19 protein-coding genes are annotated in these 21,843 nt (G+C 52.2%); all 19 read right to left on the bottom strand.

All coding sequences use genetic code 11. The features are described 5' to 3' along the window. Positions 1-236: 236 nt before the first annotated feature. The 19 genes from ACYVI1_RS01885 to ACYVI1_RS01795 all read right to left on the bottom strand — a co-directional run bounded on the left by ACYVI1_RS01885 (position 237) and on the right by ACYVI1_RS01795 (position 21,837). The gene (locus ACYVI1_RS01885) at positions 237-1,391 is read right to left on the bottom strand and encodes a glycosyltransferase (RefSeq protein ID WP_460906111.1); all 1,155 of its coding nucleotides are present in this window, start codon (positions 1,389-1,391) and stop codon (positions 237-239) included. Positions 1,392-1,412: 21 nt separating this feature from the next. Next, the gene (locus ACYVI1_RS01880) at positions 1,413-2,579 is read right to left on the bottom strand and encodes a glycosyltransferase family 4 protein (RefSeq protein ID WP_460906109.1); all 1,167 of its coding nucleotides are present in this window, start codon (positions 2,577-2,579) and stop codon (positions 1,413-1,415) included. Beyond that, positions 2,579-3,958, bottom strand: coding sequence for a hypothetical protein (locus ACYVI1_RS01875; RefSeq protein WP_460906107.1), 1,380 nt, complete (start codon positions 3,956-3,958; stop codon positions 2,579-2,581). The genes ACYVI1_RS01880 and ACYVI1_RS01875 overlap by 1 nt, the downstream gene beginning before the upstream one ends. Positions 3,959-4,057: 99 nt before the next feature. Further along, on the bottom strand, positions 4,058-4,957 hold the full coding sequence (locus tag ACYVI1_RS01870; RefSeq protein ID WP_460906105.1) for a glycosyltransferase family 2 protein: 900 nt from the start codon (positions 4,955-4,957) through the stop codon (positions 4,058-4,060). A gap of 8 nt (positions 4,958-4,965) precedes the next feature. Next, entirely contained in the window at positions 4,966-6,075 is a 1,110-nt protein-coding gene (locus tag ACYVI1_RS01865; protein ID WP_460906104.1) for a glycosyltransferase family 4 protein, read from the bottom strand. A gap of 114 nt (positions 6,076-6,189) precedes the next feature. Continuing rightward, positions 6,190-7,200, bottom strand: coding sequence for a hypothetical protein (locus ACYVI1_RS01860; RefSeq protein ID WP_460906102.1), 1,011 nt, complete (start codon positions 7,198-7,200; stop codon positions 6,190-6,192). Between the two features lie 18 nt (positions 7,201-7,218). Continuing rightward, the gene (locus tag ACYVI1_RS01855) at positions 7,219-8,316 is read right to left on the bottom strand and encodes a glycosyltransferase (RefSeq protein WP_460906100.1); all 1,098 of its coding nucleotides are present in this window, start codon (positions 8,314-8,316) and stop codon (positions 7,219-7,221) included. After that, positions 8,249-9,076, bottom strand: coding sequence for a DUF5672 family protein (locus ACYVI1_RS01850; protein WP_460906098.1), 828 nt, complete (start codon positions 9,074-9,076; stop codon positions 8,249-8,251). The genes ACYVI1_RS01855 and ACYVI1_RS01850 overlap by 68 nt, the downstream gene beginning before the upstream one ends. Continuing rightward, positions 9,073-10,107, bottom strand: a complete 1,035-nt coding sequence (locus ACYVI1_RS01845) for a glycosyltransferase family 9 protein (RefSeq protein WP_460906096.1) — start codon at positions 10,105-10,107, stop codon at positions 9,073-9,075. Before ACYVI1_RS01845 ends, ACYVI1_RS01850 begins: the two co-directional genes overlap by 4 nt. Beyond that, positions 10,104-11,156: a glycosyl transferase gene (locus ACYVI1_RS01840; RefSeq protein WP_460906094.1), complete on the bottom strand. Its 1,053-nt coding sequence runs from the start codon at positions 11,154-11,156 to the stop codon at positions 10,104-10,106. The genes ACYVI1_RS01845 and ACYVI1_RS01840 overlap by 4 nt, the downstream gene beginning before the upstream one ends. 63 nt (positions 11,157-11,219) lie before the next feature. Next, complete coding sequence (locus tag ACYVI1_RS01835) at positions 11,220-12,302, bottom strand: acyltransferase family protein (RefSeq protein ID WP_460906092.1); 1,083 nt, start codon at positions 12,300-12,302, stop codon at positions 11,220-11,222. A gap of 53 nt (positions 12,303-12,355) precedes the next feature. Then, positions 12,356-13,531, bottom strand: a complete 1,176-nt coding sequence (locus ACYVI1_RS01830) for a glycosyltransferase family 4 protein (RefSeq protein ID WP_460906139.1) — start codon at positions 13,529-13,531, stop codon at positions 12,356-12,358. Positions 13,532-13,634: 103 nt separating this feature from the next. Continuing rightward, positions 13,635-14,288: an acetyltransferase gene (locus tag ACYVI1_RS01825; protein WP_460906090.1), complete on the bottom strand. Its 654-nt coding sequence runs from the start codon at positions 14,286-14,288 to the stop codon at positions 13,635-13,637. 88 nt (positions 14,289-14,376) lie between these two features. After that, the gene (locus ACYVI1_RS01820; protein WP_460906088.1) at positions 14,377-15,075 is read right to left on the bottom strand and encodes a WbqC family protein; all 699 of its coding nucleotides are present in this window, start codon (positions 15,073-15,075) and stop codon (positions 14,377-14,379) included. A 68-nt stretch (positions 15,076-15,143) separates the two neighbouring features. Then, entirely contained in the window at positions 15,144-17,225 is a 2,082-nt protein-coding gene (locus ACYVI1_RS01815; RefSeq protein ID WP_460906086.1) for an ArnT family glycosyltransferase, read from the bottom strand. A 74-nt stretch (positions 17,226-17,299) separates the two neighbouring features. Next, complete coding sequence (locus ACYVI1_RS01810) at positions 17,300-18,409, bottom strand: DegT/DnrJ/EryC1/StrS family aminotransferase (RefSeq protein ID WP_460906084.1); 1,110 nt, start codon at positions 18,407-18,409, stop codon at positions 17,300-17,302. A 99-nt stretch (positions 18,410-18,508) separates the two neighbouring features. Then, entirely contained in the window at positions 18,509-19,765 is a 1,257-nt protein-coding gene (locus ACYVI1_RS01805) for an ABC transporter ATP-binding protein (RefSeq protein WP_460906082.1), read from the bottom strand. Positions 19,766-19,774: 9 nt separating this feature from the next. Next, positions 19,775-20,614, bottom strand: coding sequence for an ABC transporter permease (locus ACYVI1_RS01800; protein ID WP_460906080.1), 840 nt, complete (start codon positions 20,612-20,614; stop codon positions 19,775-19,777). A gap of 104 nt (positions 20,615-20,718) precedes the next feature. Further along, on the bottom strand, positions 20,719-21,837 hold the full coding sequence (locus ACYVI1_RS01795) for a hypothetical protein (protein ID WP_460906078.1): 1,119 nt from the start codon (positions 21,835-21,837) through the stop codon (positions 20,719-20,721). Between the last annotated feature and the right edge of the window lie 6 nt (positions 21,838-21,843).

The following is a 21,843-nucleotide window of genomic DNA, read 5'->3' as shown; positions in this document are numbered from 1 at the left end:
CGAAAGTCGATGTGGCTTCGGCCATCACGTAAAGTGCGATGCGTTGGAAGAGCGAAGGTATTTAGAAGGGCATCAATATACGTATAGTTTGTCTGCCTTTTGCAACCTAAATAAACTACGATAACTTTACCCTCTCCCATTTTTACTAATTAATTGATAATGAGACAGTTGTATTTTTATAATGGTATATAGATACTAATTTAGGCAGTGCAAAGAAATGACTCTTCAACCGGGAGTTATTTCTTTGCACTTATTTTAGCGTATTCGTCCAATAGTTGCTTTGCCACAATGTCAATGTCATAGTGTTGTTTCAGCATGGCCGTTGCGTTGCGGGCAATTCGCTGACGGAGCCGTTCATCACCAAGCAATTTTTCCAGACCAACCCTGACGCTCTCCGGGGTTAGGCTATCCAGCAAACCGCCGGCTTCCTGCCGGCGAATAGCTTCGCCAAATCCAACCCGGTCCGACACCAAAACGGGTGTGCCAGCAGCCATTGCCTCCAGTACGGCCATTGAAAAACCTTCCGAATAGGAGGGGAGCGTAAATAAATCAGCGTCGGTGAGGGCCGCTTTTTTGTCGTCGCCGGTGAGCATCCCCACCATGTGGATGGAGTCGCTCAGGTTATGCTGCCCGATAAACTGTCGGGTTGTGGCTTCGTAGCCATCGTCGGGGCCAGCCAGGGCCAGAACCGTGTCCGGGTGCGTCTGAACATACGCCTGAAAGCCCGGTAACAACAAATCCAGACCCTTTTTGGCGTTCAGGCGGCTCATAAACAGCACGAGTTTCTTATCCGTCGGCAGGTTGAACTTTTGCCGGAATGTCCCCCTGGGGGGAAGCTGAGCAAAATCGCTCATTTTAACCCCGTTCGGAATAAGAACCACATTGGGATGCGAATGCCCCAGATACCGCAAAACATCCTGCTGTTCGTCGGTATTATTTATCTGGATCAGGTCAGCCCGGCGCAGGAACGCTTTCTGAGCCAGTTTATCCATCACCTGTTTTTTCCAGTTATTGTGAGCATACACCCAGCGGTCGAGCACGCCATGGATGGTTATCACCTTCGCCACCGTTCGGTCGAGCATAAACGGCGACAGCGTGCCGAAATGCCACAACCCATGACAATGGATGACATCGTATTCGTGAATGTGCTGGTGCAGATATCGGTACAACTCCCTGGAAAACTCCCGAAAAAAACGGCTGATAACCGGTGTCCGCTGGCAGAGGATTAGCCGGGCGCCATCGGGTACCGGATATGGTTTTTCGCCGGGCGAAATGGGACTGAGAATGTCTACCTGATGACCATAGCGCAGCACAACCTGCGTGTGATCAAAAATAATTTTTGGCGGTCCGCCCGCCTGCCAGGTGTAAGCACAGATATTTAAAATACGCATAGATGCCGCGAAATAACCAATTTATTGCCGGATTTTGATAAATCCGTCGAGCATTTCCCGCGCCACCGCTTCGGGCGCGTAGGGCGCAATGATCGCCTGCGCCACCGTTCCCATTTGGTTGGCATCGACCAGACCATCCATGAACTGAAGCAGTTGGTGCGTGAGTTGAGCAGGCTGGTTTGGGTCGAATAAAAAGCCATTCTGCCCATGGCGAACCAGGTCGGGCGCGCACCCGCAGCGGTCCGACACCAGCACAGGCAACCCACAGGCCATTGCTTCATTGACCACCAACCCCCAGGGCTCCGACCAGCTTGGCAACACCAGCACGTTGCTAAGGGCCAGCACTTCCGGTACCCGAAACCAGGGTCGGCCCGGCAGCAAAAGCACGGTTGAGGCTATCCCCAATGCGTCGATTTGCCGACTCAGGTTAGCCCGCTCGACCCCATCGCCCAGCAAAATCAATCCCCAGTTTGCCGGGTTCACGGTTTGGCTGGAGGCTTCGGCAAAGGCCGTCAGCAGCATAGAGAGGTTTTTGATCTCGATGAACCGCCCCACAAAAACAAAATTATTGGGAGGCAGCCCTACCAATTTTTGCTGCTGTCGCCGGGTCGGCATGGCGCGGTCGTAAACTGACCTGAGCGTGTGATTGTCAACGGCGTTTTTCCGGAGGAGAATTTTAGCGGGGTCAACCCCAAGCTGAACCAGGTAGTCGGCGGCCTGGCTTCCGAAGCAGAAAAAGCCATCGCACCGGCTAAATAACCAGCGTTTTATGGACTCTTTCCAGTCGCCCCGCTTCTGGTCGGTTGCTGTGCTTTCATTCTGCATCACTACCCGAATGCCCCTGGCTCTCGCCCAGAGCAACAGGATGAGTTGGGCGGGGTCGTAGTAGCCGGTTAACGTAATAACATCGGGCCGGTATGCGTTCGCCCGACGAAGCAGTGCCGACGTTCGCTCGCGCAGACTGACATCCTCGATAAAACGGTCAAAGAGGAGTTCGTAGTCGTAGCGGTAGGTTGGGGCGGTTTGCCCGGCAGTGGTTTCTAACCCGGCGCGGGATTTCTCATTGCGGGCAATCTGCAACACCCGAACGGAGACATCCGGGTGGTGGTCGGCCACTTGCTGCAGGGCCTGAAACACGCAGGATTTATAGTGTGCCCACAGCAGATTATGGACGATAAGAATACGCATCAGGCTGGTTCTGCGTGGGAAACGACAACAAACTGATCCTGCTTATCGACGGGTTGTTTTTCGGATAAATACGCTGGAAACAAATGCTCGACACCCATAAATCGAATCATCAGGCCCAGCGGAAACCAGAATGAAATCTCATTTGGACGCCCATTGGTGAACAATTGCACCAGGATAAGCAGGTAAAAATAGGCCAGAAACGTGCTGAGTTGATTGGGGTTATGGCGCATGATTCGCAGGCCATAATACACCGTCATGGCATTGATGCCGCCAAATAAGGTGATGCCCAAAATGCCATAATCCGCGAGGGCTTCCATGAGGGGCACATCTAAGTATAAAAATTTATAGCCATACCCCAGAATCAATACGTGCATGTGACCGGCCAGAACGTTTCGCAGGAAAGCCGCACTAACCGACCGGTTTGCGGCTGAATCATCCAGGGTGGCTTTATAATCGACGCCCTGTGATTTCAGGCCGAACAGTGCATACACGTTTTCTAAGTTGCGCTCGGCAAACGAGGCTACATAATCATACAGGATGAAATAAACGGTGATGTATCGCTGGAAAAAATAAATAACCCCTGCTAAGGCAACCAGCATAATCAGAACGGGCACGGGTTTTACCAAACTTCGGGCCGCCTGGCGAATCTGAGCCGGACGAACGTTGAAATACATAAAGAAAGCGGCTGCGATGACCAGCGCAACAATGGCCGAGCGGGTTTGGGTCAGCACCAGCACGGCTATATTCACCACGCCCGCAAAGATGGATAAAAGCCGGAACAGAATATGCGTTCTGGGGCTGACCAGCCAAATGGTGCAGGCAATGGCCCCCATGAAGGCATTCCGCGAAAAAGAGTGGGGGTTGCCGGAGCCTGGATCGCCATTGTTCAGGGTGATGGTGGCCCGCTGACCGATAGCCCACGTTGGGTCGGTAATGAGCGAATAAATAAGCCCCAGGTTCGATACTAAGGTGAACAGCACCACCACCGGGATGAACACCCGGATAACGTCGTTGGGGATGTTAATGAGTAAAAAAAAGAAAATCAGGATATACGTAAAATAAATCATGTCCCGGTCGTAGTCCTCAAAACCGGGTACCGCATTGAAATAGAACATGTAAAAAATCATTAGCAGCAGAAAACCCACGCCCATCCAGAGCATGGTCAGGTTAGGCCGATACAGGCGACGCAGCACCGTAAAGGGCACCATGAGCACCAGGCCACCGGCCAGGGCAGCCGCCGTAAAAGCCGTACTGCCCGGCGCAAGGCGCAAGGTTTCCCGGAAGAAAAAGATTAAAGGATAGCCATCTACGAGAATGCAGATACCAGCCGCCATCCGCATCAGGTCAATCGTTTCTGCTAAGCGAATGAAGTTCCGCATAAACCATTTTTACGTTTGTCGACTAAAGTTCCAGGTTCCAGGTTTCAAGTTAGCTGACGCATTGGCTAACTTGAAACCTGGAACCTGGAACAGGCATAGTTATTTTCTTGACTTACTGAGCATCAGCCGGTGTCGCACGTAGCCGAATTCACCCTTGAGCACAAAAGCCAGTAATTTACGGAGTCGGCAATAACGTTGCCAGAACGACGGCCCAAGCGATGAGGTCAGCATGGGGCGGTATTTTTCTTTGATCTGCTGGTGTTCCTGCAGGCCAACCGTAGCGGCTATGGTCGATGATTTAGCCTCGGGCTGCACCCGAAAACCACCCCAGAAACCCTCAACATGCCGAAACCGGATGCCGGGTTGAACGCCCAGCCGGGCCACAATTTCGTAGTCGATCACAAACCGCAACTGCTCATCGAGCAGCCCAAACTGGTCCAGCCGCTGGCGCCGGATAAACAGCGACTGGTTGAACACCTGCATCCCCTCATAAATATGACACTCGGCGCAAAAGTCGGGTGCCCGCATCTCTTCCAGAATCACGTCGGTCTCGTTGGTAATGTACATGTCGCCGAAAAAAACGTCGGTGTGGGGGTATTTCCGCCAGGCCTCGGCCACCCGGCTGAACGCTTCGGGGGCAAAGACATCATCGGAGTTCTGAAAGGCGACGTAATCGCCGGTTGCCCGCCGAAATCCTTTATTGATGGCATCGGTTTGTCCCCGGTCTTTTTCGCTTACCCACCCGGCCAGATACGGCTCATATTTTTTGATAATCTCAACGCTGCCATCGGTTGAGCCACCATCCATGATGAAATACTCCAGATTTGGGTAGTGTTGATTCAGGACACTCAAAATGGTCCGTTCCAGATACTGGGCCTGATTGAACGAAGGCGTGACGACGGTCAATTTCGGGTACGCCGTACCCTGGGCAACCGGCCGTACAGCCGGGCGATAGGGCCGAACGATAAATGAACGAAGCAAATCGGGGGCAGCAGTCATACGGTTGGTCAAACCAGCGATTGATAAACTTCTAACGTTTGTCGGGCCGTTTGGTCACACGAAAAATTACGCAGTCGCTCGGTGCCTCTCCGGCGCAAGTCGGCATGGAGCGCGTCGTCCGTTAGAATCCGCCCAACTGCTTCCGCCATAGAGTCATCATCTTCGGGGTCGAAATAGAGTGCGGCATCGGCGGCTACTTCGGGCAGCGAACTCCGGTTGCTGAGCACGACCGGACATCCTCCGCTAAACGCTTCCAGCACCGGAATGCCAAAACCCTCGTTGAGCGACGGGAAGACAAACGCCCGTGCGTGCTGATAGAGCGCCATCAGGCCTGCATTGGTAACAGGGCGGTAATGAACCCGATTGCCAAGCCGGGCACCCTGAAACAAGGTCTGTTCATATGGGCTGAACGGACCACCCCCCGCGCAAACAAGGTGCAGGTCGGGGTGTTGGTGCAAAACCGGCTGGATAGCCCGGAAGAAGCCCGCGAAGTTTTTGTATAAACCGCGTTTGCCAACGTAAAGCAAATACGGCATCGGAACCGTTGGTGCGGGCTGGTCCGGCAGCAAGGCGTAATTACTCAGGGTAGTGCCGAGATGGATAACTTTTATTTTTTCTGGCTCGACCGGAAAGAACCGAAGAATCTCCTGTTTGGAGTACTCCGAAACCGAAATGATGCAATCGGCCCGGCGAAGCAGTTGTTTTTTCAGATCATACAGGCCTTCGCCCACTTCGGGGTATTGCTTGCCGTAGCGCTCACTCGTGGCGTCGTGGAACGTCAGTACGAAGGGTTTGCTGCCAATGGCATCCAGAAAATAGCGGTGGTAATAGGTGGGGTGGAAAACGTTGAATTTACCCGACCGAATTCGTTGCAGGCTATACATCCGGTTGAGAGCCGAGGCAATCTGGTTCACGCGTCGCATCTGCGAAAAGCTGCGGTAGCGAAGGTGATTGCTGAAGGAAGCCTCATCAAGGTATTCGTTGTTGGATAGCCGCAGCGACAGTTCAAACTGCACCTCCGGCCACCTGGCAAATGAACGCATCAATTCAAAAAAATAGCGGGAGACACCCCCGTAGGTGAGGCCCGTAAATGACTGATGGTCGTAAAGTACTTTCATTGAAGGAAAATCTACAAACCGAATTGCGTTTGTATTTTTCTGAGAAATTTCCCCAAAAATAACGCTATTTGTCCATAAAACCTTAGCGGGTAGTACTTATTCGGTTACCTGATTCTACCGGATGCCCGGAACGTATGTCTGGTCGAGGAAGTGGGTGAGTGCTTTTAAGGTTTTCACGGTAGCGTACCGCCAGCCGCGCAGCACGATTGGCTCGGGTTGTTGCCCATAAGCTGGAGCAATACCCTGTAGGGGACGTGTTTTGTAGACGGAAAGCCCGTTTCGATAGTCATATAGCAGGGAAATGACATCGGGCCGGTCGGCCAGACGCAGTCGGTTCTGACGGGGAAAGAAGCCCTCATCGGGATTTAGCAAGCCTTTTGCATTCACAAATAACAGGGGCTGATGCTGTCCGGTAGGGCCATCCACATACCAGCGAGTGTCCGCCTGGCGGAGCGTCCGTTCGGGCAGGTTCCAGAGGGCGACGTGCCAGCCCGGATTTTTGACAACGACCACATCGCGGAAAAAGACCGGCACGTGCATCAGCCAGAGTTGGTCGAGGCAAAGCCCTTCGCAAAAATTTACGTAGGCACGCTCCCGCACCCGGTTATCCCACCACACCAGCAGCCGGTCTGTTTCTACTGACCGCCGAAGGGCCAGAAAATCTGAACTATACAGCCCGATGTTCTGAAAAAACTTTTCATCCGGCCAGCGCGTATCGGCCGGCGCCTGGGTAATGAAGGGCGTTAACACAACATTGGCCGTCTTGAGCTGATTCCAGATGGCGTCTACCGGCCCCGTAAAGTAAAGGGCAGGGTCGGCATAGATCACCCGGTTTGCACTGGGGTATCGCCGGAATACTTCGGCAATGAAGAGTGGCTTACAGGCTGCCGAAAATTCGGTGGGCGTATAGCCCGATGAGAGGGCCATCAACTGCGCCGATGACAGCAAGTCCCCAACGGGCAGCAATGGGTAGGGCGAAACAAAATTGGGGGGCAACTGGGCAGGGTCGTCGGCTAAACCGATTAGAACGGCTTCGGGTTTGCCGCTGGCAGCGTGTTGGGTGAAACTGTCGCCCAGCGCGAGCGCCTGGGGCAGTTGACGAATGGTACAGATGGTTAATAGCACAGTGGGTACAAAACTACGTCATTCCAGTATATCGCCCAAAACAGCTAAGTAGGGCGCATACCAATTGGCTGCTGCGTCGGCATAGCGGCTATAATTGCCTTTTTTTAAACTACTCAGCACAGGCAGGAGCCGCTTCAGCCGGTTAGATGGCAGATGGCTCCGCATGGTAAAATGTGCCAGTCGCCGGTGTAGTTGGGGTAAACCGGGCGAATTGAGCGGGACACGTTCACTGAGTAACGTATTGATTTTAACCAGTTGAGCCTGCTTCTCGCGAAATGGAGCCAGCTTTCCCGCCCGCCCGCGCGAAAAGCGGCCCAATATCCCTATGGCTTCAGGCACTTCCTGCTGACGCACGCCGATCTGTTGCTGAATGTGGGTGCGGTATAGCTGCAGCGGCTGGTTCAGGAAGTGAATCGCGTTCTGGCTGGCAGCCAGTAAAGCCATCCAGCCATCGTAGATATAACCCGGTATGTCGGCTGGAATGGGTAAGGCCATTGCCAGAAATGATCGCCGAACGACCATCGCGCACCCCATCACCCGATTGCCATCGAGAAGCACCTCTGTCATTTCGCCCGATAGCCAGCGGTGCTGCGCTGACTTGTCGAAACTCACCACTTCCCAGAAGCGACCCTGCCGTTTCTCAAGCTGTTCATCAGTTACCCAGGCGTCGCAAAAGGCGGTCTGGGCGTCGGGATGCTGTTGCATGTACTGGGTCATGGTGCTGATTTTTTCCGGTAGCCAGAAGTCATCCTGGTCGCAGATAAAAACCAGGTCGCTGGTGCAGGCCGATAAGGCTCGTTCAAAGTTTTTGTTGGACCCTAACCGGGTTGAGTTCTGCAGGATATGCACCCGGAAAGGGGCTTCGGCGGCTAACTGACGCACTAAATCGGCGGTGCCATCGGTAGACTGGTCGTCGGAGATAACGACTTCATCGGGCAACTGCTGTTGACTGAGCAGACTCTGCCACTGCACCGGCAGGTAAGTCATGCCGTTGTAGGTGCAAAGCGCAATGGAGATGGTGGGAGTAGAGGAGTTCATAGAGAGCAGGTCAGATTTGATACCCATAACGGGCAAAAACAGGTCGCCAATAATCGGTGCCGTGAATATCCCAGGCATGGCAGCCGAACGGTAATTTGCCGCGATTATAATGCGTTATGGCCCAGTCTGGAAAAAACTCAACCGAAAAATGCAGCGCCTTACGGTAAGTAGGAATCCGTAATCGGGGCCAGTAGCGATTGACTTCAATGCCCCAGAACACGTCTTCGTGGTACTGGTGCATGTGAATCCGTTCGTATTCAGTAATTTTTCGCCGGAACAGTTTCAGGCAACGCAGCATGGCCGATACCCGCCGGAGGGTAAGCCCGCCATTGCCAACGCCGTTGAGGTTGATAATTTCGCGCGGGGTTATGCCGTCCTCTTTCTTCAGGTTGAGCCAGGTCGCCACCCGTTGCCGGACAGTGAAGTCGAGTTGATCGAGCCAGCCCGTAAAGTCGCGGTCGCGCAGCCAGGGGGCGCCAATGTAATCGTAGTTTTGCCCGCACCAGTAGGTCAGATCGTCCTGAAAAACAAAGGCATCCAACTGGTGAATCAGCACGTATTCCTGGTCGGAAAAGGCCTCGTAAAACTCATCCGACAGCATCAGCCGATTGTAGCCCTGGATGTCGGTGAAAAAGGCATCATCGAATCGCCGGGCCTGTAAGTCAGGCCCAATCTTCTGGTACGCCGAAATATCAAGCGAATGTGGTGCCGCCAGCCAAATCGGGTATTTATTTAGTACATTCAGGCACTGCGTCAACGAAATACGCTCGTAGTCAGTAAGTTCTGGCTTATAGACAGGTAGCACAACATGAACACTTGCGGGTAGAGATGGCTTCATACAAGTTTGGGCTGACCTAATCGCTGCTGAGCGGCCTGCTGAACCCAGCCGTAGGGTAATTCGGCACACGGATGCCCGTAATCATTCAGAATTGTAACCCCTTCGCCCCGTTTATATCGCCCCGAATAAGGTAGATAGTCCACAAAATCGAACAACTGACCCAACAGAATAATCCCGTCGGTATTCACCGCATTCGCCATGTGGGCCGGACCGCTGTCGATGCCAATGAATAAACGAGCCTGCCGGATTACCTCCGCCGTTTCCAATAAACTCAACTGACCGCATAAACTGCGAAACTTCGGGTGCGTTTCGGTTATGGTGGGTGTTAAGCCTATTTCGATAATCGGGTAGGGATAGGTGGCCAGTAGCCAGCGCACTAATTTAGTCCAGTGATGGGCGGGCCAGTCGCGGGCGATGTGACTCGACTGACAGTGAATGACAATCGGGCTTTCCGGTAAATGCCTGGCCGATACGGCTCGCCGAATGCTCTCCGGGAGGTACATTTTCGGGTCGGCGGTTAGGGCGGGTAGTCCGGCCGCCTGCGAAAACATGTACAGTAAGTCACCCCGATGGTAATAATTATCGAAGGTTAGCCCAATCTGATCGGCAGTCGGGTTAATGGGGTCTTCGGGGCAGTATTGGCACTTACGGTGTGAAATATGCAGGTTGTACACCACATCATAAATGCCCGACTGAAGCAACTGTACCCGCTCGCCGGGGCACTTCTCAATCAGGTAATTATCCAAATCAGGATGGTATCTGACTAAGTCGACATAAGCTTCCCGTACCACCCAGATGATGTAGCCATTGGGGTGACGCTGGCGGACTTCACGCGCTACCGGCTCGCAACCGATAATGTCGCCCATTTGCTCCGACAAAATAATGGCCACCAATGGACGATTGCCTATTGTTATTTTAAGCCAGCGCAGCCGGAGGTATTTAAGCGCAAACGACCAGAACTTGCCCAGAATATGGGTGAATTTATGAAAGCGATGCGTCCAAAGCACTCGAAAACCCGACCCTTTCCTCATTTGTTACGAGATTCTAAACGCGAAATTACTCGGTTAACAGGAGATTTCAACCATTTACGTACCCGTTGATACCGAAGCATCACCGGTGGTTTAATATAGGCACACGGGTACAGTCGGTATTGTTGGTTATGATTGGCCAGCAGTCGTTCGCGGTAGAGATCAAACAGGGGGCGCACATCGGGTCGTTGCTGATCGGGCTGGTTAGCATTCGCAAAATTATACCGAGTCTGATATTTCGAGATGTCATCGGGGCGGTCGGGGTTGTAGCCGCTGTAGTGAAAGAACTGAAGCGGGTAAACCACGGGCGTTTCGATCGGCTGACCGGTATGATCGGGCTGGTTCGTTACGAGCCATTCGCCGGTATGGGTTTGTTCAGCATACCGCTCATGCAGGTTCCAATACGCCATGTTATACCCTAAATGCTGTTCAATCAGCACATTATCGTAATAAACCGGCGCAAAATTTACCCAGTGCTGATCCACAAAAAGGCCCGCACACAGGTCGATCCGGCACTCGTACACCAGGCGTTCTTTCCACCAGTTAACGAACTGACGGGCCGTTGCATCGTTGCGTAACCCGATGAAGCCGAGATTGAAAATTCCTGTGCTTAGGTGATGCTGCTCGTTGGGGCGTTCCCAATCGGGCGTGGGCGAACAGGTATGCGGGGTTAGCACGAGGCTATAGGTGGCCAGGGCCTCATTGAGTTTGTGCAGTGGCTGAAAAACGATAATATCGGGGTCGAAGTAGATGACCTCGGTAGCGTCGGCATAATTCTGGTAGAAATAATCGATGAAAAACGGCTTAACGGCGGTATTCAATTCAGTGATGTCATACCGGTCGCACATGGCCGCAAAGTCAGGAATGCCAATCTGATCGATTTCGATCATGGGATAGGCAGGTATCAGCTCAGCCGGCAGGTTAGCGTCGCTGACTTTATCGACTAAGCCAATAATGTACTGATAATCGGGATTGGTTAGCCGCAGCGAATCGCCCAGGGTTCGGGCCTGGGCTAAATAATTGATGGAGCAAATGGTAAATGCAAGGGTCATGTGTAGAAAACAACAATGAGCGGGTCGGCAATGTTGCTAACCGCTCACGGGCAGATGGTCAGTTTACGTATACGAAAAATAGCGTTTCAAGTCATTGATGGGTTTTTCAAACAGATGCCACGATAACCAAGCCATAACCAGCAGCACCGCCACACTAATGACCCGATGCGACCAAAAGCCCAGCACCAGCCCCGTGCCGGAGAGGTTGACAACCTGGAGGAGAAGCGGCACAACGAAGGCTGGCACGAGCATGTGGAAAACATAAATACCGTAGCTGATGCGGCCTATATGCTGAACAGTGCCATTATTCAGGATTTGCCCAGCCCAGCCGCCAATTCCCAAACTGGCCTGCACTACCACAAACAGGGAAAGCACCGAAATGACTAAACGCTGGAACAAAACAACCAGCAAATGAGTGCCGGGGAGCATTAGTAAGCCGATAAAACCAGCCAACGCCAGCCCAGCCGCTATCGTTAACCTGAGCAGGAAACGAGCCACAAAATCGGGACGTTCGGTGACGGTGTAGGCCCAGAGTGCCCCCAGCCCAAACGCGTCGAAACTCGCGGGTGTGAGCACGCCGTCGAGGTCGCCCTGGTAGTAACTATAAGCCCGAAAGAGCACCCCGGTCGCAACCATGCCCACAAGTACCCACCGGAACCAAACGTGGGGCGTTAGCAAAACAACCCAGGGCCAAACCAGATACAATTGCTCTTCAACGCCCAGCGTCCAGAAGGGCGAAAGAAGGTCGGCCCAGTTGCCGGTCTGATGTAGCAGAATGTTGTAGCCATACAGGTAATAATACAAGGGATGTTGGTCGATATCAGATAAGTGCGGCAGAACAATCAGCACGAGCGTAATAGCGAAATAATACAGCGGAAAAATTCGCAGCGCCCGTCGGACGAAGAAATTCCGGTAGGTGCCAATTCGGGTGCGCTGCCCCTGGCTGATCCGGTTACGGTTCTCGATAAGAATTCGGGTGATCAGAAAACCGCTGATGACAAAGAAAACCATAACCCCAATAGCCCCGTTTGGGAGCCAATTGATACCTTCTCCGGCGGGAAAATAGTGGTAAACAACAACCAGCAACACGGCAAACGTCCGCAGGGCGTCTAATTGAGGCATGTAGCCGGAAGGGATCCTGGGCATTCAGTTGGGTGTATTTTTAAAATGGCATTTTCACCGGACTACCATTCGTGTGCTTAGGTTAGCCGTTGAAACAAAGTTACGAGGGTTTTAACGCTTTGTTGGGCCGGGTGACGTTCCAGAATTTTCTGGCCGAGTCGTTTACCCATCGTTTGGCGAAGAACAGGGTCATTGAGCAAGGCAAGCGTTTGGCGGCTCATGGCGTCAAGATCGAGGTACGGCACCACAAACCCACCGTCGGTTTCGACCAGTTCGGGCGAGCCACCGGCCCCGTCGAAACACACAACGGGGACACCACACAAACCGGCTTCAAAGACCACGAGCGGGTAGGGGTCTTCGCGGGAGCACAGCACGAACACATCGAACCGGCTCATGTAGCGCAGGACCTCCGGCGTTGGCGGAATCAGATGAACCCGGTTGGCCAGCCCTGCCTTCTCAATATCCAGCAGCAGATCGTCGTGCAGTGATCCCGCCGGTACGCCAACCCACACAAAATGAATGGGTTGGGGGCTTTCTGCCGACTCGCGCCCAATCACCTGGCGAGCCAGCGTAACGAACAAGTCGTTGCCTTTTCGCCATTCGGCGTTGCCGCAACCGCCCACGACCAGGGCATTTTTGGGCAGGCCCATTGAGTCATATATACTGGGTGTCTGCCTGGCCTGCTGTACGTTCCGCTCCAGCGAAGGCGTGTCAATCAGGGTATAGAGGGTAATGCGGGCCGGGTCGAAGCCGTGCTGTTGTTCGTAATAACGGGCCGTTGCCTTCGACACGGCCAGCATCTGCGTGGTTCGGCCCAGGAGGAACGCTAACTCATCGGGTTGGGTGTAGAGCCGAACCGACATGGCCAACTCGTGGACGAACGTAACGACCGGAATCAGGTCAGGAATACCCAACTGCCCAAACCAGCGGCTGCTCGTCACGGTGTTTACCAAAACTATATCGACAGCATCCAGATTTAACTGCGCCCGAATAGCTGCCTGACGGGCACTGGCCTGCTTGTTCCGAAGTGACGCCCAAAGCCCTGCTTTCCACAACAGCTTATCGGCCAGCGCCCCCACCACATACCGGTCGGGGGCGGGCCAGATCGTGACGGAGCAAATCGCCTGATATTCCTTCAGCAGCGGGCCACCTGCGCCCAGCAACAGGTGCATCCGAAAGCCTTCAGCGTTGAGCAGCCGCATCAGGTTCAGCAGAACGAGTTGTGCCCCGGCGCGGTTGGCATCGTGGCCGATGAGGAGAAGATTTTTCAGGGTACGGGTTGTGAGTTTCAGGTTTCAAGTTCAACGTTTCAAGTTTTAGCCCGCTTGAAACGTTAAACTTGAAACCTGAAACAGTTTAATACGCTTCGTAACTGGGTTTGGGAAGTTTTTTGGCAGGGTTGCCGAGGTATAATCCCCACTCATCGGTGTCTTTATAGATGGCCGACGCCATCGCGACGAGCGTACCGGTACCGATGTGCAGAAAATCGCGGATGGTGCTGTTGACACCGAAAAAACAATAGGGTTCAATGACGCAGTGCCCCGACATGACCACGTGCGACGTAAAGAAAACGTGGTCTTTGATCTGACCATGATGGCCGATGTGGTTGCCGCTCCAAAGCACCACGTTGTTACCGATGGTCGTGAACGGCTGAATGGTATTGTCTTCCAGAATAAAGCAGTTTTCGCCAATCTGATTGCCAAACAGCGTTGCTTTAGAGCTGATATACGAAATGAATTCGTACCCTTTGGCTTTCGCTTCGAGGTAGATCTTCTCGCGGTTTCGGTTCATATTCCGGCCCGTCATGGGCGCGAAAAACTTGTACTCTTTTGGTGAAAACAGCGTCTCGACTTCCTCGAAAGCCACCAGGGGTAACCCCTGAAACTCGGTGCCGTTCATGTACTCGCGACTGACCGTGAAAGCGGCCACCTCGTGTTCTGAATCGTGAGTGAGATAGAAGTGCGCCAGTTCGGCGGTATCCATTATCCCAAAAATGATAACCTTTGCCATATGGTAATGATTGAATGATAGAGTGATTGAATGATTGAATAGATTTTGCGGCAGCTATTCAATCATTCAATCACTCTATCATTCAAAATTATGTAAGTTCATACTCCCCAAGCATGGTCAGAACGGCGGCTTTGTCGTTGAACATCAGCACGTCGATAATGGACAGCCAGGGCACAAATTTATTTTTTAGTTGTGCGTACTCAACTGATTTTGATTTGATGAACTGTAACTCGATACCGGCCCCGGCGAATGTCGGCTTGTCGTACAACCCAGAGCCACCAATCGGATTTATGTAGCGAGTAGCCTGCTCCCGTTGGCAGATGTTCAGGATGCGTTCCTGCGCTTTCAGGTCTGCGTTTTCATACATCGTTGAGGATTTCACCAGGCGGGTTGTCAGCCCCAGAAATTGATTCAGTTCAACAAGGCTGAAATAGACCAGCTCAGCAATCGAATCGGTGGTAAAGTTGATAATTTTTTCGGTTATCGGCATAACCGTTCCGTAAAACGGGGCTTTGCGATAACCCTGCTCCACTGTTTTCAGTAGTTTGCTTCGCCACTTTGGATCGTCGGCCAGGTGCACTTCGTTGATGAGCTTGTTCTGGCTGGCATCGCGTAGCGGAACCGTAAAGAGATATTCCTGCCCGTTGATTAACAGCTTGTTGCGATTAATCCAGCCCCGGTTAATAAACCCCACATCGTCGTAAAGCACGAATGTGTCAACGGCGCTCATTAGCTGCATGTAGCCAATGTAGGGCAGGAAATAAGGCTGCATGATAGCAAGAGTCATCGGAAGTATGATTTACGATTTACGAAGGATGATTTACGCTTCTGCACTAAAAAATCGCCCTTCGTAAATCAGTGCAGTTTTCGTAGATAATAGTCTTCGCCGGGTACGATCATGGCATCGCGCAGGGTTGTATCGGTGCCTAAACGGATGTCGCCGGGCCTGGGGCAAAGCACACTATAATCGAAAAAAAGATAGTCCGCCTGTTTAGGAATGGGTTGCAATCCCTGTTCAAATGGGTTGATGGCAATGAGTCGTCGGGAAAGGTTGGCGCCATAGAGTGGATACTCGTAATCGTCGTTGATGGTGCCCAGCGCGACAGTGGCGTTGGCTGGCACCAGCTCATCGAAGCGTTTATAGGGCTTGTAAATATCGGGTCGGCCCAGGGTCATCTGCCGGATACGGCCCGACTGGAACGTCGATGGGAATGCCTTGCCATCGGGACCCGTCCAGGCAAAAGGTAAGGCTCTGGTGTTTAGAAATACGCACAACAACGCCGATACGCAGCCCAATACCGTCACGAATCCTACATAGTTTTTCCAGATAATTCGATTCGGGGTCGCTACGCTTACGCGGGGGCTCAGGAAAAGAAGCGACAGAAACGTGATGCCAAACAAGCCCGTTTCGATAAAATAACGCCCTTTGAACGGGTCATAAGGAGCTGTGTACGATAGGGCCAAAAAATGCAGGAGCAACGCCAGTCCCAGAAAACGATGAACCGTAGAACGCGCGTAACCAATCAGTACCAGAATCAGCAGGGGGAATACCAGCCCAAAGCCAAAAATGCCCCAATAGGGGTTGGCGTTGTAGAAAACGAACTTCCGGTCGAAGGCGAAGGTCTGGATGGAGAAGTCGGTTTCTTCGTCTAACCGCATGTGCAGCTTGTTTTCCAGCACAACCAGCGGCTGGCGCATGGCGTGGTTAATGTCAGCGCCGATGCCCAGATTTCGAATGCCATCCAGGTTAATGTGGTCGTACCCGTAGCGCACAACATTGCGGCTCCCGTGTTCGAGCAGGTTGGCTAACGACCCCGCCCGCTCAACCGATTGATGTCTGAGGGCCGTTGGGGGGCCGATGGGGTGACCAAATACCTCGATGTTTTTGAGGTAACCCGTCGGCAGCGTCCACAAACAAACCCCCACAACGGTAGCCGCTGCCAGTCGCCAGGTCCGGTTGATAGTCACGTTCCAGGAGGGTGCGAGGAAAACGGTGTAAATTATGATGACGAACACCGAGGGCAACAGCAGCGCAAACGTGATTTTGTGTCCGAAAGCGATGCCGAACGCCATACCCGCCAGGTACAGATAGCGGCTATCCCGTTGGCCCGGCGTTTTGGTTTGACCTTCTCCAGTTGCGCGGTAGGTGAACAGCATGTACAGCAGCACACTTAGGTAAGCCGTCAGAACAATATCGGTTTCGGTGGTGATGGCCTGCATCAGAAAATCGGGGAGCAGAGCGTAGGCTAAGGCACAGAAGAAACTTGCCGAGAGCCGGTTTTGGCCGATGCGCTGCACGATGCCAAAGACAGCCACAATGGCCGTCCAGTAACTCAGGTGGTGAATAAACTTAAACCCATTCTCGAAGCGGCCCGTCATCAGAAAGGAATAAATCTGGAGCGTACAAACACTTTTCGGATAGGTGTCGATGTTCCAGTTTGTACCGCCAAAATGCCGCATGGTGCCCCGCTGGATGTACTGCATCACCCGGTTGAGGTGGCCAGTCATGCTATCCCATTCATTGGGAACGGTAAACAGCACCAGCAGCAGATTGGTAATGGCAATGACGCCCAGGGTCAGAAATAATAGGGAAAATAGAAACCGGAAATAGCCCGACAAGCCGCCGAACCATTGCCGCGCTGTTTGCCAGCGTTCCTGCACGAGCGACACTACCGAGAAACGAGTCTGACCCGGCGTCAATCTGTTCAGCAGGGCCCCTAATACGGTGGCGGTAATGAAAACCGAACCGGCCCAGGCAAAGGCGTTCGCTGTTTGATAGAGTGCCGACAAGATAAAGCCGGTCAGAATAACACTTCCCGCGCCCAGGAGAAAACTTGTCAGCCACCACTCGGTCAGCGACCGTCGGCAAATACGCGCCGACAATTGACCAACGTAACCGATAAACAGGAGAAGGGAAAGCAGGTATAAAAAGGTCATAGTGACTCCTGTAGACAGAAAAATAACCACGCACGCAAAACCAGCCGGTAGTTTGCCTGCGCGTCATTCATTCGTCATACATTTTCGTTTACAATAGCAACAGCTTCATTGACGAGTGTAGCAATTTGGTCAACCACAGCTTCGGCCAGATCGGGGTAGAGTGGCAAACACAACACCCGCAGGGCGATGTCTTCCGATATGGGGCAGGGCTGAGCGGTTCTGGAGCCGGGCGCAAACGCAAAGGGAAGTGTATTGAGCGACGGGTAAAAATACCGCCGGGGCACAATGTTCTGGGCTTTCAGCGCATCCACAACCCGCAGCAGCGTTTCCTCCGAGTCGAAGACAACCGGATAATAGGCATAGTTGTAGTCCATGCCGGGGGTAAGGGTTGGGCGGGTCAGGCGAGAAAAATCAAGCTGGGCATCATAGTAGCCAAAGCGTTGCTTTCGGGCGGCAATCAGTGCGTCAACTCTGGGCAGCACACACAGCCCCATTGCCGCGTGGAACTCAGAATTCTTGGCGTTAATACCAATGCTCCGATAATCATCATTCCGATGGCCGAACGAGCGGTAGAAGTGCAGTTTCTCGGCCATATCGTCGTCATCCGTCACAATACAACCGCCTTCGACCGTATGAAAAACCTTTGTAGCGTGGAAACTACACGTACTCAGGTCACCGTAGCTCAGGATAGACTTGTCGTTGTATTTAGCGCCAAAGGTGTGGGCTGCGTCGTAGATAACCTTCAGCTTATGTTTTTCGGCAATCGCCTGAATGTGCTCAATCTGGCAGGCATTTCCATACACGTGCGTAGCCATGATAGCCTGCGTGCGTTCGGTAATGAGGGGTTCAATTTTATTGGCGTCGATGTTGAAATCGTCGGAACGGATGTCGGCAAAAACGGGTGTGCAACCTTCCCAAAGCAGCACATTCGTAGTGGCAACATACGAGAAAGGCGTCGTAATCACCTCCTCCGTAATGTTTAACGCCTTGAGAGCCATTTGGAGCACAACGGTCCCATTCGAGCAGAATTTCAGGTGTTTCACCCCCAGATAAGCTTTCAACTCATCTTCAAGTCTGAGCAGTAACTGGCCATCATTGGTTAAGTGTGCGGTCTTCCAGATTTCTTTTAAGTAATTCGTGTACTCGTCAAGGTCTGGCAGATATGATTTTGTGACGTTAATCATCAGTAAGCGGTTATCGGTGGCCAGTTAATCAGTCAGTAAGTTATTGTCGGGCCGCCGGAGCGGTTAGTAAGTTATTGAGTAATAACTCATGACTACTACTTATTCACTGATAACGGGTTCCAGCATTTTTGTATGGAAGGGAAATTGCGGGCGTACATAGCCCGGCCATTTACCATACCAGGCAATGCCTTCGCGGTAATCTTCCACATCAAAGGTAATGCCTTCTTCCATAATATAGAGTGGCGTAACGGTGTCCTTTACAATCATAACCGAAATAGTGTAAGAACCGTCGTTCAAAAAATAACCGGGTATGGTACATTCACCCACAATGAGTCCTTTCCCGTAGGGCTGCGATTGGGTGCCGATGTTGAAGACGCACTCGCCCGTGAGCGAGTTCAGATGAAGACTCAGATTCAGGTTGGCACTATCCATTAAATTCCAGAACTCAAACTGAAAGGTCATGGACGTTCGAACATCAATATGGGTCAGGTCGTCCTGATAGTCGGGAATCAACTCAATTCGGCGAACGCGAACCAACTGATTACCAGGGCCTTCTTCGGGCGTGTTCCAGGAACGTTTCAGGCGCGTTTTCGACACTTTGCTCACGTAGGATGCAATAACCTGATTCGTTTCGCCCTGCTCCAGCAACTGCCCTTTTTCAAAATACAATGTCTTGTTACATAGCGCCTGGACGGCCGTCAGATTATGGCTGACGAAGATGATGGTTCGGCCACTGGCTGAATTATCACGCATTTTACCGAGGCTTTTTTTCTGAAACTCGGCATCGCCCACGGCCAGTACTTCATCAACAATCATGATTTCAGGGTCGAGGTGGGCCGAAATGGCAAAACCCAGCCGGACGTACATTCCCGACGAATACCGTTTGACGGGGGTATCTAAAAACTTTTCGACGCCCGCAAAGGCCACAATTTCATCGAACTGCTTCCGAATTTCGCTGCGGCTCATGCCCAGCAGGGACCCGTTGAGGTAAATATTCTCGCGGCCGGTCAGTTCGGGGTGGAATCCCGTGCCAACTTCCAGCAAACTGGCCACCCGCCCGCGAATGCGTACAGTGCCGGTGGTGGGTTCAATAATTTTGCTCAGGATTTTGAGCAGGGTCGATTTTCCGGCACCGTTATGGCCTATAATCCCCACCCGGTCGCCCTGTTCAATGGAAAAATTTACATCGCGCAGCGCCCAGAATTCCTCGTGGGTGATGGCATCCTGTTCCTTTTTGCCGCCAAATATCGACCGAAAATTCTCCGTGATAAGATCGCGCAGCGTATTGGCACCTTTGCCCCGTTTATGGTCAATGATGTATTGCTTACTTATATTTTCGACAGTGATAACCGACATCGTAATTCGTTAAATATCATCCACAAAGGTATTCTCGCGTTTCCGAAAAAAATAGAGCGAGAAGGCTAAACAGACCCCAATAATACAGACTGAGTTAAGCAGGCTTTGGGGATTAAAATAAGCTCTTTCGCCCAGTAACGACCAGCGAAAGCCATCAATGATCCCTACCATTGGATTCAACCAGTAAAAAGGGGTCCACCATTCGCCGGTTCTTTCGGCAACCAGCCGACTGCTATAGGCGATAGGGCAAATGTAGAAGCCTATCTGTACAAGAAAAGGAATGAGCTGGGCAATATCCCGAAACTTGACGTTCACAGCCGCAAAAAATAATCCGAAGGCGAACGACGCTAACAGGGCCAGCACAATAAAGGCCGGCAGCAACAACAGGTGCCAGTCGGGAATAAACCGGTACCAGATTGACAACAGGATGAACAGGCCCAGGGAAACCAGAAAGTCTACGAAACTAATGGCAACCGAACTGATCGGCATGATAAGCCGGGGAAAATAAACTTTCGTGACTAAGTTAGAATTCAGCGTCACGCTGTTACTGATTTGGGTGAAGGCCGTCGAGAAAAAAGCCCAGACCGTAATGCCACCCAGAACCATAAGCGGGTAGGGCACGCCCGGATCGGCAGGTAATTTGGCAATTTTGCTGAACACAAACACCATGATCAGCATAGTTATCAGGGGGCGGATAAGGCCCCAGGCAGTGCCAAGCGCTGTTTGTTTGTAGCGCACCGACACATCGCGCATCGACAGGATGAACATCAGTTCCCGGCTGCGCCACAGGTCTCGCCAATAGTGCCGTTCCGAGCGGCCCGGCTGAATAATTACTTCTTGCGTTTTCAAAACAGGGTAGTCGATTCTACAGTAAGTTCTTGAGTTATTGGTTAATAGGCTATTACTCACTGTAACTACTTGGTAATAACCCAAATAAGGCCGTACTCAATACCTCAGCTATCTTTCATAATGGAGCGATAGGTTTCACGAAGGAAGATGACGATGATGGCTAAAAGAAGGCTAAGAATAATGCCAATCTGGAAGCCCGATGTGCGAAGCACTTCCTTATACAACGGAAACGTAACCGGCTCAATGACGGTAAACAGGGGGGTTTCCCGGATGAGCGAAAGCCGCATATTATCGGCTTGCTGGAGGGCCTGGTAATACAACGTTGTCAGGAAACCTGAATTTCGCGTCAGTTTGGTTTCAGTCAGGCGACCCTGAGCAACAATAAGCTGTTGATTCTGGTCCATGTACTGCGCCAGCCGATTCTCCGTACCAGTTAAGCGGGCCGCAATGGAATCGGCCCGATCAACAAGCAGCTTATACATTTCACTGGTCTTCTTCGTCTGCTTCCGCTGGTAATCCGTTTCAATGGTTCGCAGGTGTGTCGTGAGGAAACTGGCCGTTAGCGGCTCGTCTTCCATGAAACAGCTTAGCTCCATAAACGACGATTTTCGCTCGGGTTGTGTAACGGATATCTCCCCTTCAATTCGGGCATAAATAGCCGCCATAGCCAATTGCTCCATCCGCGTATAGTCCTCGGGTTTTTTAGCGCGGGTGAAATAGAAAGCCCGCAGGGAGTCATCGTCTTCCCACTCTTTGTCGCGAATACCGCTGTGCCGGATGTAGTAATTAACCAGCAGGGTGTCTTTGCCATTAATCGTATCGCGGGTCATGAGTGTTTTTTCCACCACCGGCCGTGACCTCGCATAAATCAGAAAGTTATCACCCACGAAAATATTCGCGTCGGGAGCACCCGACGTCAGCCCAAAAGCGCCGGCTAGCTGACCCAGTTCGCCAAACCCACCGCCCGAAGAACCCCCACCCAGGTTGAACATGATCGTTCCGGTGTAGGTTATCCTCGGCTTATGTAGTAAATCATAGATAAAGCCTATAGCCCCGCCCAGCAGAACCAGCGCCAGCAGCAGTTTCCAGTTGCGCCGGAAAACATTCTTTAACTGGAAAATACGCAGGACAACGGATTTCGGCGAGATTTGATCGGGAGGCAGCGGACGAGCCGTTACCAATGGACTTTGGCTGGTTGTCTCGGTTGCGTTTGTAGAAGCCATAGTAAA

This window comes from Spirosoma areae, from assembly GCF_054781775.1.
The sequence above is the reverse complement of the archived record's forward strand: the minus strand, read 5'-3'. Positions and strand labels throughout refer to the sequence as shown.

Coding starts and splice junctions, on each gene's coding strand:
- ACYVI1_RS01825 (WP_460906090.1), bottom strand. CDS start 14,288: ATGGCAAAGGTTATCATTTTTGGGATAATGGATACCGCCGAACTGGCG.
- ACYVI1_RS01845 (WP_460906096.1), bottom strand. CDS start 10,107: ATGAGGAAAGGGTCGGGTTTTCGAGTGCTTTGGACGCATCGCTTTCAT.
- ACYVI1_RS01840 (WP_460906094.1), bottom strand. CDS start 11,156: ATGACCCTTGCATTTACCATTTGCTCCATCAATTATTTAGCCCAGGCC.
- ACYVI1_RS01810 (WP_460906084.1), bottom strand. CDS start 18,409: ATGATTAACGTCACAAAATCATATCTGCCAGACCTTGACGAGTACACG.
- ACYVI1_RS01885 (WP_460906111.1), bottom strand. CDS start 1,391: ATGCGTATTTTAAATATCTGTGCTTACACCTGGCAGGCGGGCGGACCG.
- ACYVI1_RS01865 (WP_460906104.1), bottom strand. CDS start 6,075: ATGAAAGTACTTTACGACCATCAGTCATTTACGGGCCTCACCTACGGG.
- ACYVI1_RS01795 (WP_460906078.1), bottom strand. CDS start 21,837: ATGGCTTCTACAAACGCAACCGAGACAACCAGCCAAAGTCCATTGGTA.
- ACYVI1_RS01835 (WP_460906092.1), bottom strand. CDS start 12,302: ATGCCCAGGATCCCTTCCGGCTACATGCCTCAATTAGACGCCCTGCGG.
- ACYVI1_RS01870 (WP_460906105.1), bottom strand. CDS start 4,957: ATGACTGCTGCCCCCGATTTGCTTCGTTCATTTATCGTTCGGCCCTAT.
- ACYVI1_RS01805 (WP_460906082.1), bottom strand. CDS start 19,765: ATGTCGGTTATCACTGTCGAAAATATAAGTAAGCAATACATCATTGAC.
- ACYVI1_RS01820 (WP_460906088.1), bottom strand. CDS start 15,075: ATGACTCTTGCTATCATGCAGCCTTATTTCCTGCCCTACATTGGCTAC.
- ACYVI1_RS01875 (WP_460906107.1), bottom strand. CDS start 3,958: ATGCGGAACTTCATTCGCTTAGCAGAAACGATTGACCTGATGCGGATG.
- ACYVI1_RS01815 (WP_460906086.1), bottom strand. CDS start 17,225: ATGACCTTTTTATACCTGCTTTCCCTTCTCCTGTTTATCGGTTACGTT.
- ACYVI1_RS01855 (WP_460906100.1), bottom strand. CDS start 8,316: ATGCCTGGGATATTCACGGCACCGATTATTGGCGACCTGTTTTTGCCC.
- ACYVI1_RS01850 (WP_460906098.1), bottom strand. CDS start 9,076: ATGAAGCCATCTCTACCCGCAAGTGTTCATGTTGTGCTACCTGTCTAT.
- ACYVI1_RS01880 (WP_460906109.1), bottom strand. CDS start 2,579: ATGCGTATTCTTATCGTCCATAATCTGCTGTGGGCACACTATAAATCC.